This window comes from Streptococcus mitis (assembly GCF_002096895.1).
GTDB lineage: Bacteria > Bacillota > Bacilli > Lactobacillales > Streptococcaceae > Streptococcus > Streptococcus mitis_AH.
On sequence record NZ_NCVI01000019.1, the window covers coordinates 63,982 to 77,176 of the forward strand.

Consider the following 13,195-nt stretch of genomic DNA (forward strand, 5'->3'; position numbering starts at 1 on the left):
TAAGCTTGCTGATAAGCCTTGTCCTTGATTTCTTGACACTCTTTGATAAGCTGTCCCCTAACACCTTTGAAAGTCTTAAAGTGCTTATCTTCGCTTTCACGCGCCTCTAAGATTTCACTTTCTAGGTTTCCTAATTCTTCTAGTTCTATGGTTCTAACCTCTCTTTCTATATTCAGCCCGTGCTATACTGCTAAAAGTGCGGTCTAGCTCCTCAATAGGCAATGGTTCAACTGTCACACTATTGGCTATCTTTGTAAGTTCATAGGCTGTCTCTAGGTCACAATCAACCCACTTATTAAAGAGTAAGCCTACAAATCGTGTCAGTGCTACGTTGCGCCCTCCCTCGTCTCCAAATCCGTTGAAAAGCGTGTCAATGATCCTCATGGTCATAGATTTCTGACCGCTTGGCCTTGGAGTGTATGGAAGACTTGTAGCATTCTGTTTGACTGGTTCAGCCGTTGTCTGTGGTACTGGATAATCAAGTCCATGCTCTACAATTTTTTGATAACTTGCTGGGTTGCCTGTTGTTACTGGTAGCCCTTGGAGTTGTGACCATGTTAAACTGGCCATGTCAAAGGGTAGCCCAATCTTATCAGCAATCTCTTTCACTACCTGCTTATAGGTTGCCTCATTCATCACGTTGTTAGGCTTCACTACAAGGCGAAAACGGGGCTTTTCTAAGCTATGTTTGATAGTCGGGTATAAGATATAGGAGTAGCCAAATAAAGTGCTAGAGACGGCTTTTATGAAGTCCTCAGACGTCCCCTGTATATCGTCATAATCAAGGAAAATCAAATCCCGATAGATTAGACTAGAGTTGTTTCGCTTGTAACTGCCATTCTTTTCTTGCGTTACTTTCCCACTGATACAGTAAGGCGCTTGTGTACGTTTGAAGTCTTCGATATTTACCCCCTCTGGAACGACTAAGGGCTTAAATCGCTCAATATATTCGAATGGCTCAATCTTATCAAATGGATAGACAAGATTACTCTGAAAGCCTTTAGCCTCATAAATTGTCATATCAGCTCCCTTTCTTGCGTTTCTTTCTCAATTTCTTCAATCGCTTTTGTTCTTCAATCAACTCTAAACTAGGCATTCGGTTCTTTGTTCTATCTTCCCTTGCAAGTCTCATGCCTTTATAAATCGGATCAGTCATACATCTAGCCATTTTCTACCCCCATAAACTTCAGCAAGTCCGAAACTCTATAATAGATTTTCCTAGAGTCTTCTAGTGGGGGCTGATACCGTCTTAGCCCTGCTTTTTCCCACTTTTGGAGTGTCATGTATTTTATATCTAACTCGTCCATGACTCCCTGGGCTGATATTAAACCTGTCAGTCGTGGTTTGAGTCTATCACGCGCTTCCAGGTATCTTTCCACCATCTCCAGAATGCCATGCGCTAGGTCTTGCTCACTTTCTCGGCTTAAGCTAAACATATCCGCCCACCTCCTTCAAGGTTTCTTTGTAGCTTTCCAGGTCGCTGTTCATCAACACCGCTAGGCGCTTTTCTTCTTCTCGGATCTGATTGTAAAATGTTTTTGCACCGTCCAAAAGTTCATCTTTGTTAGCTGGGATAAAATATCCTCTAAATGTTCCGTGTCGAACTCCGACAATAGGAACGCTATGGCGCGTGATCAGGCGACTGATAATGTCCTGTACGGTTCTTTCTGCTAGCTTAGTGAGTAAGCTGATTTCTGCCCCTGTTATGGAGTTCTCAGCACCTACCTTGATTAGTCTTAATACTCGTTTGTCATTCTCTGATAGGCTCATTCAGTTCCTCCTCTCCTTTGCTTTTATTCAAAAAGGTTATTTGTCCGCTCGCTACCCCTTGCAAAATATCTTTTTGAGTTTCTATGATTGTATCCAAGGTTTTCAAAAAAGCTGTCTTAGTCTCTAAATCAAACGCTTGTTTTGTTAACAAGCTCATAGTTACAGCTAACTTTGTTGCATTGTCCATACACGTAGCTAGAAAAATATCTTTAGTAAAATAAGGTTCATCTGGTATTTTTTCACTATCAAGGTATATCTTCACTATGTAACTCATTTCATCCCTCCGTAAACTCTTACCCCTGCAAGCTGGATATATCGCCCATAATCAGGGTTTAAATCCTCGCTAGGTGTTTCTATCGTCTGTTTGCTTTCTCGCTCAATTTGGGCGCTTTTTTGGCGGTCTCGGTGGTTTAGATAAAGCAGTAAGGCAATCAGTACCACCGTAACAAAAACCGCCTGTGTATTGCTTAAATCTAATTCGTTCATTGCATTGCCTCCTCAAACTTCTCTATAAGACAACTTTTCTTTGCTCTCTGAGTTCCATTTTTAGAGTTAAAAAGAATATCTTTTAAGGTTACAGTAGCCTCTAAATACTCCTTTTCGGCATGTTCTATATATGCCTGTTGCTCTGCTTCGTTGTCAAAAAAATACTTAGCTTGACGTTTAAAGAATGCTTGTCGCATAGCGTCCATTTCAAAAATACCAGGGTGGAAAAACATTCCCGTAGTGCTTTTAGAGACTGCCTCGATTTTATGACTTTCATTCAATTCTGGAAATTCAATCCAAAGTAAACGGGATAAATCTTCTTTGATGGTTTTTGTTTGATTTGCCAATAACGAAAGTCTACTAAGCCCATTTTTTTCGCCAATTTCTCGCATTTCTGCGCTAATTCTGTCTACACGTCTAGTTAAAATCTCGTATGTTGTTTCTGTCATGTTTTTTATCTCTGTTTCTATATTTTGTAATTGCCCTGATGGCTTTTTAATGCCTTTTACTATACATGGATATCCTCACACTCAAGATTGCCGTCGGAGAGTGGGGGGATTTTGAATGGTTGTTTCTTATACAGTTTTTTCTTGCCTACAGCCTCACGCTCTCGGTCGCCAAATTGAAAGCGTGAGAAAGTACCAGTTTAAAGAGTTGGCGCTCTCCGTATAGTCAAATTGCCCTAAATATGCTATAATCTAGGTATAAATCTTTACTAAAACCTCTTTGATAATAGCTTGCCTGCTTTTTGTTAAATTCGTTTTAGTGTTAGTGTGAAAGGCTCTGCGGTGTGGTTATTGCTAAGCCTTTTTTGTTGCTCTCACGCGCTTCTTTGGCGTGTTTTTTTATTTCTAAATGCCATGGCTTTGATTTCCTGATAACTCATATTCAAGCCAATCATGGCTATTACCATATCCTCAAATGCTTGGTATTGCTCCAGCTCGTCACTTGTCAAGCTATCAATGCCATTATAGCCCCCACGTTCTTCCCTTAACTGCTTAGCGTTCCTGTCGGTTACTGCTTTTAGTAGCAGGTTGTTCATGGTGCTATGCGCGTGCTTGGGTGCATTAGTCCATGTCTCAATACTGTCATGCAGTGTTTTTCTTTTTGGCTTTTCTAGCGCCCTCTGCATACGAAACTTAGAAAGTTCCTCACGCATTTCAAAGAAAGCTTTGACCAGGTTCATTTTGAATTTACGAACTGGTCCAGTATTCTTTAGATAAGTGATCAGCAAGGTCGCTTGTTGCTCATTCAAGCGATAGATTTTCATTGGTCTCCCTCGTCCGTCTAATTTACGCATTTCAAATGCGATAATTCCGTAACTTTCAAAATCAGCTTTATGCTTCCTTAAAAGTTCTTGTATTGTGTGATGAGTGACTTCAGCACATTCAGCGATAATTTCGCTTGTAGTATACGGCTCTTTCTTACCGTCCATGTAGACTAGTTCCGTTGGTTTGCTCCTTTATTGTTCTCTTTCGGGAACATTTTTGGTAAAAAAAATTCCTAATTCATTAACACTATATCCTAAAATATTGCCAAAATCAGCAAGTTCATCAGCTCCAAAAGGGACAACTCCGTTTTCCCTTTTTGCGTAGGGTGCTCGTGATTTCCATCCCATTTTCTCAGCAACTACATCTTGAGTATAACCTTTGGCAATACGTTCCGCTTTAATGCGTCTCAAATCTAATTCCATAAGTTTCCACCTTTCTTTTTTTAGAATCGTTCCCAATAAGGAACAAAATAAGTATAACGCTATCGTTCTCATTTGTCAACAGTAAAGTTTAATATTTAGACAAAAAAATATTTTTACAGTTATTCTTGTGCTTTTTTGGGAACGGTGTTATAATAAAATTAAAATAAAGAGGAGGGCTATAAAATGCGTTCTAATAGTGAAATTGTAGATATTATAATCTCTGAAAAAGACAAGAGAGGCCTTTCTCTTAGCGAATTGGCCAGGAGGACTGGTATAGCAAAATCTGCTATGTCCAGATATTTAAATAAAACAAGACAGTTTCCTCTTAATAAAGCTCAAGACTTTGCTGACGTTTTAGAAATATCTGTAGAATACCTTTTAGGATATAGTAAAGATGATCAGATTAATACACAATTAAATAATTTAATCGATGAATTAACAGAAACATTATTCAAATACCGCGAACAATATGATGCAATGAAAGAAATACTATCAGAAAGGTTACAATACTTAAATCAAGTTCTTCATGAAGATGAAATCCATAGAGGAAAAGCGATAACTACTTTACACACTATCAAATCACTTGTAGATAGCAGTGACGAAATGTTTGAGCTTATTTTATCTACTAAGGAAAATCACTTTAAATCTGAAAAACTAAGATTGATTATCCAAAAAAGCAAAGATATGGAAGAAATTGCAGAAAAAGAACGTAAAAAGTTTGAAAATAAAAAAGAAAGCTAAATAAAGAAGTGAAAATTATGAAAATTTTGTTCTAAATATCACTCTTGAATTTAAAAAGCGACTTACACCATACCCACGCACCACAATGTTCAACAATCCTGAAGCGCGTGTGCGAATGCGTGTGCGAATGCGTGTGCGAATGCGTTACCATCTAAAAACCTTTAGTAACAACGTCCGATAACTAAAAATAAACTAATTTTCTCGCGCGTGTGCAAATGCGTGTGCGAATGCGTGTGCGAATCGATTGGAGAAAAAATGAGAAAATACGATATAGAAAAATTATTGCTAGCAGGGGAAAATCAAAGTGTTGAATTCAAAGAAGCTAAAAACTCTTTCCCTAAAGACGGTATGAAAACCATTTGCTCCTTTGCTAATACAAATGATGGATTACTAATTCTGGGAATATCAGAGAATACACAGAATAAAGAATTTTATATTTCTGGGGTCAATAATCCAGATAAAATACTTGATGATTTATATAGTTTAGTTAACAATCCTAAGAAAATTAACAGAAATGTAATAAATGAAGAAAGTGTTCAAGTTATAAATGAAAAAGGAAAGATTATTATCATTATCCCTATTTATAAAGTTGATTATAAGGACAAACCAATATATCTAAACGAAAGTGTAACATCTACTTATTTCCGCCAAGGTACCGGAGATTTTAGATGTTCGCAAGAACAAATCAACTCTATGTTAAGAGATTCCGCTAAGGAAAGTTTTGATAGCACACTTATTCAGGATTTTTCTATTTTAGACTTAGATACAGAAACAATAAAGCTATATAGAGAAAAATTTGATAATATAAATGCGGAGCACCCTTTTTCAAAATTGGATAACGAACAATTTTTAATAAAAATAAATGCTTTACGAAGAGATCGCAAGGACGATAAAATAAAGCCAACAGTTGCTGGACTATTAATTTTTGGTACACATAATTCAATAAAAGAGTTTATTCCACACTATAACGTAGAATATGTTCTAAAAGAGTTTTCTGAAAACAATCGCTTTAAAGATCGTGTGATTTATGATGGTACATGGGGGGAAGATAATCTTTTTAATTTCTTTTACCTAGTTATTGAAAAATTATATCTAACTTTGAATGACAACTCTAACATTCAAGAAAATTCTATGAATAGAATTGGAATTTCAAAATTACGAATTGCAATTCGCGAGGCATTCATTAATAGCCTTATTCATAGCGACTATAAAAGCGAAAAAGGGATAATGATAATTAGATATCCCGACAGGTATATATTCACAAATGGCGGAACACTTAGAATTGACATAAAGGACTTTTTTAGTGGGGCACATTCTGATCCAAGAAACTACTTAATACAAGAAATTTTTAGATTTTTAAATTTATGTGAAAAAGCGGGAACTGGTATACCCAAAATAATGGAAGCAGTTAAAGAGAGTCATTTAAAATATCCCAATTTACGAACTGAATTAGACTCAGTTGAACTTACATTATGGGATACTTCCCTTATAGATAACCTGGATATTGATAACGAATATGAGAAAAAGATATTAGAGTTAATAATCGAACACCGTTTCATAACAAGAGAGACTTTGGAAGAAAAACTAAAAATCCACAAAAATACAATTTTAAAATATTTAAAAAAATTAGTGGAAAAACAAGCTATCGATAAATTCAAATCTGGTAGACAATACGTATACTTTATTACACAAAACCAAGATCCTGAATTTCAAAAATATAACCACATTAATGCTATGTACTCTTTACTGGAAGAAATAAAACGAAAATAAGGGGGTCTCGTAGCCCCTAGCATGATATAAAACCTTTTTGATAATGGCTTGCCTGCTGATGTATTTTAGAAAGGTTTATCATCATGAAGATAACTGAAGTTATAAAAAAAGACGGTAGCAAAGTTTACCGTGCTAATGTATATTTAGGAGTTGACCAGGTAACAGGAAAAAAGGTTAAAACCAAAGTAACAGGTCGGACACAAAAGGAAGTCAAGCAGAAAGCTACTCAAGAAAAGGTAGATTTTCAGAAAGACGGTTGTACTAGATTTAAAGCTAGTTCAATAGATAACTACCAGGAGTTAGCCAATCTTTGGTGGGAAAGCTACAAGCATACAGTAAAGCCTAATACAAGAATAAACGTCAAAAGAATACTAAATAACCATGTTTTACCTTTATTTGGCTCTTATAAGCTTACCAAGCTCACTACTCCACTTATCCAAAGCATAGTCAATAAACTTGCTGATAAAACCAATAAAGGGGAAGAAGGTGCTTTTCTATACTACGATAGCATACACGCGCTTAATAAACGTATCTTACAGTATGGCGTTACTATGCAAGCGATACCGTCCAATCCTGCGCGTGATGTTGTTTTACCTCGTAACACTCAAAAAGCAAAGCGACAAAAAGTAAAGCACTTTGATAATGAAGAATTAAAAAAGTTTCTTGCTTATCTCGATAATTTAGACTTAAATAAGTTTCGTTATTGTTATGAGAATACACTTTATAAATTCTTACTGGCTACTGGTTGTCGTATCAATGAAGCTTTAGCCCTATCATGGTCTGATATTGACTTAGATAATGCAGTTGTACATATCACAAAGACTTTAAACTATAAACAAGAAACCAATAGTCCAAAATCAAAAGCAAGCTATCGGGATTTAGATATAGACCAAGCGACTGTAACAATGCTTAAAGTTTACAAGGTTAGGCAAATCCAAGAAGCTTGGAAAATTGGTAAAACTGAAAGTGTGGTATTCTCTGACTTTATCCATGAGTACCCTAATAATCGAACCTTACAAACTAGATTAAGAACCCACTTTAAACGGGCGAATGTAACTAATATAGGTTTTCATGGTTTCAGACATACTCACGCTAGTTTATTACTTAACTCAGGAATACCTTACAAGGAGCTTCAGCACCGTTTAGGCCATTCCACTCTATCAATGACCATGGATATTTATAGCCACCTCTCAAAAGAAAGCGCAAAAAAAGCAGTCTCATTTTATGAAACTGCACTAAAAGCACTATAAGGGGAGCAAAAAGGGGAGCAAACCCAGAAATCAACATTTTAAGACAAAGCAAAAAGCCCACTGTTGTAGGCTTTCTGTAAGATATTTCTTAAAATTAAAGCATTTTGTTGTAGAATTCAACGACAAGTGCTTCGTTGATTTCTGGGTTGATTTCGTCGCGTTCTGGCAAGCGAGTCAATGAACCTTCCAATTTTTCAGCGTCGAATGATACGAATGCTGGACGTCCAAGAGTAGCTTCTACTGCTTCAAGGATTGCTGGAACTTTCAATGATTTTTCACGAACTGAGATCACTTGACCTGGAGTTACGCGGTATGATGGGATATCAACGCGTTTTCCGTCAACAAGGATGTGACCGTGGTTTACGAATTGACGAGCTTGACGACGAGTAGTCGCAAGACCAAGACGGTAAACAACGTTATCCAAACGACGTTCCAAAAGAAGCATGAAGTTGAAACCTAGGATTCCACCTTTGATTTTTGTAGCTTGTACGAACAAGTTACGGAATTGTTTTTCACCTACACCGTAAGTGAAACGAAGTTTTTGTTTTTCAGCCAATTGCAAACCGTATTCTGACAATTTAGAACGGTTGTTTGGTCCGTGTTGTCCTGGTACATAGTTACGACGTGCCAATTCTTTACCTGTACCTGTAAGTGAAAGGCCAAGGCGACGAGCTTGTTTCCAAGATGGTCCTGTATAACGTGACATGTAAATGTCCTCCTGATATAAATAATATTTCGGTGGAAATAGTCACTTAGAAAGCCCTGATTCGTGCAGATGCCCTTCGCCTAAACAGCCAAGGTTACTTATCATAAGACACCTGTTGACGAGCTTCATGCTTTCCTGCTGATATTTCACACAAAATCCATTCTACCATGAATAGCTGGATTTGTAAAGGGGTTTTAAGCTTTATTTTCATTGCCAGAGAGATTGAGAAGGAGGGTAAAGGTGCTTCCTAGACCGTACTGGCTAGTAACTGTGATTTCCCCACCCAATTGATGGGCCAATTCACGCGCAATCGCAAGCCCTAAGCCATGACCACCTGTTTTCATATTACGCGAAGTTTCGACACGATAAAGACGTTTGAAAATATTCTCCAAATCCTCTGGAGCGATGCCCTGTCCTTCATCGGTCACACTGATTGAAAGCTGGTTCTTCTCCAGCTTAGCCACAACTTCCAGCTTGGTTCCTGGAGCTGAGTATTTAAAAGCGTTATTGACCAGATTCACCAAGATACGAGAAAGTTTGGCATAATCTCCTTCAATCCGGGCAGACTCTGGGATTACCTGCAAGTGGACATCTCGCTCCTCCTGCTCAATCAAGAACTGAAATTCACTCATGCACTCAATCAAGAGCTGGTCCAGAAAAATGCTGTCCTTGCTAGTCGTTTCGACCTGATTTCTAGCTGTGTTTAGGGTCAAAAAATTCAACTCCTCAACCAGTTTATTGAGTCTTTCCGTCTGGCGCCCAATGGTTGCTAGATAATGGTCCTGTTCTCCTTCCTTGATAACCCCATCCAAAATCCCTTCTACCGTCGCTTGGATAGAAGTGATGGGGGTCTTGATATCATGCGAAAGTTGAGCAATCATCAAGCCCTTTTCTCGTTCGCTTTCTTCCAAAGAATCAAAGGTGGCCTGCAAATCATGGGACATTTCATTGAAAGCTTGGCCTAATTGTTGAAATTCTACAGGGCCTTGAACCTCCAGATTTGATGGAAAATCCTTGTCCGCTACCTGCTTGGCATGTTCCTTGAGTTTGCCCAATGAAGTAAAGACAGGCGATAGGAGAAAGAGACTAATCCCAGCACCGACAAGGCTGGCAACGATGGTCATTCCAAGCAGAAAGTAAATCTCGCTTTTCTCAATCAGCATTTTTTGAACAGCCCAAAAAACCACGATAATCGTTAGGAGTGTTGAAATGATATAACCCACTAAAATGTAACTTTTTAATTTCATTGACTACCTCGTGCTTTCTCAATTTTGTAGCCCAAACCCCAGACAGTTTTGATGGTCGGTGTTTCTGCACTAGCATGTTTAGCCAACTCCTGTCGAAGAGCATGAATATGAACATTCAAGGTATTGGTGTCATCCACATAGTCTTCCTGCCAGACCTTTTCATAGAGGTCTGTCTTAGAGAAAACCCGCTCTGGATTGCTGGCTAAAAGCCATAGAAGTTCGAAGGATTTGACTGTCAAATCAAGTGCCACATCTCCGACTTGGACCTCATGGCTACCGTGATTCATCCGTAAATCCCCGAGACTGACGACCTCTGTCTCACCTCCACGATGAAGGCGACGCAAGATATTGTGGACACGCAAAACCAGCTCACGTGGGCTAAAGGGCTTGGCAATAAAGTCATCTGCCCCTAAGCTCAGGCCATAAATCTTGTCCTGCTCACTGGTCTTAGCCGTGATAAAGAGAAAAGGCTGATCTGGAGATTGATACTGGACCTCACTAATCAAATCATAACCATCCATCCGAGGCATCATGATATCTGTAATAATCAAATCAATCTGTTTTCGCTTGAAGATTTCTAAGGCCTCTACTCCATCATGAGCCACCAAAACCTGATATCCTGCCTGAACCAGATAGCGTTGATGAATATCTGTGATTTCTACCTCATCGTCAACGAGTAAAATTGTCTTTCCCATCTGTCTCTCCTTTGAAAAAAACAGTGCTATACCACAATAGTATAACACTATTTTAATCTCTTTACGAACATTCTAAACGATATCTGGATTTTTCAAATCCTAGATAGAAAGTCTGTAGTTAGACTAGTCATTTTCCTCTTTTTTAGCTTTCAAACCGAGGCCGCCTAGCAGTCCGGCCAAGGCAAGTCCAAAGAATCCAATAGTAGCCATTGATGTTTGAGCTTCACCAGTATATGGAAGCATGTCTTTTTGCTCTTTCATTTTATCAGCCATCATTGGATTTGATGCCTTGTTATTAGCTGCCATCCTGCCTTCATCAGACATTTTGCTTGAGGCTGCTGGAGCTTGATCTTGTTTCATGCTTGGTGTTGCCATTGGCTGGCTAGCATTCATGGTTTTGTCCTGCTCTTTGTTAGGCATCATCTTATCCTGACTAGCAGCTGGCATTTTAGATTTCATCTCATCTTGATTGGCACTAGGCATTTGAGCGTTCATCTTAGACGCATCTTGATGACTATTCATCATTGGAGCCGGCATAGCTGAACCATTAGAAGATGGGACGAAACCTGACTGCATCGGAATCAGAGACTGATGTCCATGCAAGTTCACTGTCAAATCTTTTGTCGCTACAAGGTTGCTCAAGTCTGCCTTGCCGTCTTTAGCACCGTACACTTTGATGGTAGCTTTATAGCTTTGAGTGCCGTTTTGTTTCAAGAGGTCAAGAAGAGCTTTATCAGATTTTCCTTGAGTGCCGGCCAAGTCTACTTCATAGAAATAGAGACCTTTGCCCAATTTTTCTACTGGTGGAAGAGCTGGATTTTTAGCTGAACCATTGTCTGACCATGGGGCCTTGTCAGAAGCTTTCAAAATCAGACGAGTCAACATGCCGTCACCAGCAAAGAATTCGTACGGGATAACTTGGTTGACACCAGCTGTGAATGGACCTGGGAAGTTGGCCTTGTCCAAGTAAGTAGCTGGGACATCTACTGTGTCTTTGGTGTTGTCAGCTACGCCTTTTTGGACTTCAGCTGGAGTAGTTAAGCCATTCAAGTTGACATTCAAATCTTTTGTCGCTACGAGATTGCTCAAATCCGCCTTACCGTCCTTCGCACCGTACACTTTGATAGTTGCCTTATAGCTTTGCGTACCATTTTGTTTCAAAAGGTCTAGAAGCTCTTTATCTGATTTGCCTTGAGTGCCGGCCAAATCCACTTCGTAGAAGTAAAGGCCTTTGCCCAATTTTTCTACTGGTGGGAGAGCGGGATTTTTCGCTGAACCGTTGTCTGACCATGGAGCTTTATCAGAAGCTTTCAAGATAAGGCGAGTCAACATACCGTCACCGGCGAAGAGTTCGTATGGAATAACTTGATTGACACCAGCTGTAAATGGACCAGGGAAGTTGGCTTTGTCCAAGTAAGTGGCTGGGACGTCTACTGTGTCTTTAGTATTGTCGGCTACACCTTTTTGCACTTCAGCTGGAGTGGTTAAGCCATTCAAGTTTACATCCAAATTCTTAGTCGCTACAAGGTTGCTCAAATCTGCCTTGCCGTCTTTTGCACCGTACAATTTGATAGTTGCTTTATAGCTTTGCGTACCATTTTGTTTCAAGAGGTCAAGAAGCTCTTTATCTGATTTACCTTGAGTACCGGCCAAATCTACTTCATAGAAGTAGAGGCCTTTGCCCAATTTTTCTACTGGTGGAAGGGCAGGATTTTTAGCTGAGCCATTGTCTGACCATGGGGCCTTGTCTGATGCTTTCAAAATCAAACGAGTCAACATACCGTCACCGGCGAAGAATTCATATGGAATGACTTGGTTGACACCGGCTGTGAATGGACCTGGGAAGTTAGCCTTGTCCAAGTAAGTGGCTGGGACGTCTACTGTATCTTTAGTATTGTCGGCTACACCTTTTTGTACTTCGGCTGGAGTGGTTAAGCCGTTCAAGTTGACATCCAAATCCTTAGTCGCTACAAGGTTGCTCAAGTCTGCCTTGCCGTCCTTCGCACCGTACACTTTGATGGTAGCTTTATAGCTTTGAGTGCCGTTTTGTTTCAACAAGTCTAACAAATCTTTGTCTGATTTTCCTTGGGTGTCGGCCAAATCCACTTCATAGAAGTAAAGACCTTTGCCTAATTTCTCTACTGGTGGGAGAGCTGGATTTTTAGCTGAACCATTATCTGACCATGGGGCCTTGTCAGAAGCTTTCAAAATCAAACGAGTTAACATACCGTCTCCGGCGAAGAATTCGTATGGGATGACTTGGTTGACACCTGCTGTGAATGGACCTGGGAAGTTGGCTTTGTCCAAATATGCAGCTGGGACGTCTACTGTGTCTTTGGTATTGTCAGCCACGCCTTTTTGAACTTCGGCTGGAGTGGTTGTTGGTTGAGCTTCATTTGCTTCACGGTCTTGTCCAGTAACTGCAGAAGCAGGATTTGTCGCAGGTTTAACAGCAGCTTCTGTTTCTTTCTTAGATTCTGGTTTTGCTTGCACTTCTTCTTTTGGTGCTACTACTTGGTCTTTAGCAGCCACATCCGCTTTCTCTGGAGAGTTTGTAGTATCCAAGCTTGCTTTAGGTGCTGAGTCTGCCTGTTCTGAAGGAAGAGCTGTATCGACTGCTTCTTTGAGAAGTTCTGCTGGTAAGTCGCTCTTTTCACCCACCGAAGCAGCTTCTGGTACGACTTGAGCAGGGGTTGGATTGACCACATCGGCACGTACAGAACTTGGTTGGCCAACTAGGACAAAGAAGCCACTAGCCACAACAACTGAGGCAACACCGACACTAAGACGGCGAATAGACCAGCGAGTATATCTTTGATTTGGATTGAATTTCATAG

Annotated in this window: 15 protein-coding genes; 3 read left to right on the forward strand and 12 right to left on the reverse strand. The window is 39.6% G+C overall.

Features of this window, described 5'->3' with window-relative positions; all coding sequences use genetic code 11:
• Nucleotides 1-153 precede the first annotated feature (153 nt).
• From B7697_RS04250 to B7697_RS04285, 8 genes are all read right to left on the reverse strand, one after another.
• Complete coding sequence (locus B7697_RS04250; RefSeq protein ID WP_084950497.1) at nucleotides 154-1,020, reverse strand: primase alpha helix C-terminal domain-containing protein; 867 nt, start codon at nucleotides 1,018-1,020, stop codon at nucleotides 154-156.
• A gap of 140 nt (nucleotides 1,021-1,160) precedes the next feature.
• Nucleotides 1,161-1,436 carry a transcriptional regulator gene (locus tag B7697_RS09405; RefSeq protein WP_084950498.1) on the reverse strand — a complete coding sequence of 92 codons (276 nt, stop codon included), beginning with the start codon at nucleotides 1,434-1,436 and terminating at the stop codon, nucleotides 1,161-1,163.
• Nucleotides 1,429-1,770 (reverse strand): DNA-binding protein, encoded by a 342-nt coding sequence (locus tag B7697_RS04260; protein WP_084950500.1) that lies wholly within the window; start codon nucleotides 1,768-1,770, stop codon nucleotides 1,429-1,431. Before B7697_RS04260 ends, B7697_RS09405 begins: the two co-directional genes overlap by 8 nt.
• Nucleotides 1,751-2,044 (reverse strand): hypothetical protein, encoded by a 294-nt coding sequence (locus tag B7697_RS04265; RefSeq protein WP_084950502.1) that lies wholly within the window; start codon nucleotides 2,042-2,044, stop codon nucleotides 1,751-1,753. The genes B7697_RS04260 and B7697_RS04265 overlap by 20 nt, the downstream gene beginning before the upstream one ends.
• The gene (locus tag B7697_RS04270; RefSeq protein ID WP_084950504.1) at nucleotides 2,041-2,256 is read right to left on the reverse strand and encodes a hypothetical protein; all 216 of its coding nucleotides are present in this window, start codon (nucleotides 2,254-2,256) and stop codon (nucleotides 2,041-2,043) included. Before B7697_RS04270 ends, B7697_RS04265 begins: the two co-directional genes overlap by 4 nt.
• On the reverse strand, nucleotides 2,253-2,705 hold the full coding sequence (locus B7697_RS04275) for a hypothetical protein (RefSeq protein WP_084950505.1): 453 nt from the start codon (nucleotides 2,703-2,705) through the stop codon (nucleotides 2,253-2,255). The genes B7697_RS04270 and B7697_RS04275 overlap by 4 nt, the downstream gene beginning before the upstream one ends.
• A gap of 371 nt (nucleotides 2,706-3,076) precedes the next feature.
• Nucleotides 3,077-3,691, reverse strand: a complete 615-nt coding sequence (locus B7697_RS04280) for a Rha family transcriptional regulator (protein ID WP_084950506.1) — start codon at nucleotides 3,689-3,691, stop codon at nucleotides 3,077-3,079.
• A gap of 27 nt (nucleotides 3,692-3,718) precedes the next feature.
• Complete coding sequence (locus B7697_RS04285) at nucleotides 3,719-3,949, reverse strand: helix-turn-helix domain-containing protein (protein WP_084950508.1); 231 nt, start codon at nucleotides 3,947-3,949, stop codon at nucleotides 3,719-3,721.
• Between the two features lie 183 nt (nucleotides 3,950-4,132).
• Here B7697_RS04285 and B7697_RS04290 point away from each other — a divergent pair, with 183 nt between their 5' ends.
• The 3 genes from B7697_RS04290 (at nucleotide 4,133) to B7697_RS04300 (ending at nucleotide 7,710) form a co-directional block, all read left to right on the forward strand.
• Nucleotides 4,133-4,690 (forward strand): helix-turn-helix domain-containing protein, encoded by a 558-nt coding sequence (locus tag B7697_RS04290; protein ID WP_084950510.1) that lies wholly within the window; start codon nucleotides 4,133-4,135, stop codon nucleotides 4,688-4,690.
• 255 nt (nucleotides 4,691-4,945) lie between these two features.
• A complete protein-coding gene (locus B7697_RS04295; RefSeq protein ID WP_084950511.1) occupies nucleotides 4,946-6,460 on the forward strand; it encodes an ATP-binding protein in 1,515 nt (504 codons plus the stop codon).
• Between the two features lie 83 nt (nucleotides 6,461-6,543).
• Nucleotides 6,544-7,710 (forward strand): tyrosine-type recombinase/integrase, encoded by a 1,167-nt coding sequence (locus B7697_RS04300; protein WP_084950513.1) that lies wholly within the window; start codon nucleotides 6,544-6,546, stop codon nucleotides 7,708-7,710.
• Nucleotides 7,711-7,804: 94 nt separating this feature from the next.
• On the opposite strand, the gene rpsD is transcribed toward B7697_RS04300, so the two are convergent.
• From rpsD to B7697_RS04320, 4 genes are all read right to left on the reverse strand, one after another.
• Nucleotides 7,805-8,416, reverse strand: coding sequence for a 30S ribosomal protein S4 (rpsD, locus tag B7697_RS04305; RefSeq protein ID WP_000092756.1), 612 nt, complete (start codon nucleotides 8,414-8,416; stop codon nucleotides 7,805-7,807).
• A gap of 194 nt (nucleotides 8,417-8,610) precedes the next feature.
• Entirely contained in the window at nucleotides 8,611-9,663 is a 1,053-nt protein-coding gene (locus B7697_RS04310) for a HAMP domain-containing sensor histidine kinase (protein WP_084950514.1), read from the reverse strand.
• On the reverse strand, nucleotides 9,660-10,358 hold the full coding sequence (locus B7697_RS04315; protein WP_049492681.1) for a response regulator transcription factor: 699 nt from the start codon (nucleotides 10,356-10,358) through the stop codon (nucleotides 9,660-9,662). The genes B7697_RS04310 and B7697_RS04315 overlap by 4 nt, the downstream gene beginning before the upstream one ends.
• 123 nt (nucleotides 10,359-10,481) lie before the next feature.
• Nucleotides 10,482-13,193 carry an SSURE domain-containing protein gene (locus tag B7697_RS04320; RefSeq protein WP_084950516.1) on the reverse strand — a complete coding sequence of 904 codons (2,712 nt, stop codon included), beginning with the start codon at nucleotides 13,191-13,193 and terminating at the stop codon, nucleotides 10,482-10,484.
• Nucleotides 13,194-13,195 lie beyond the last annotated feature (2 nt).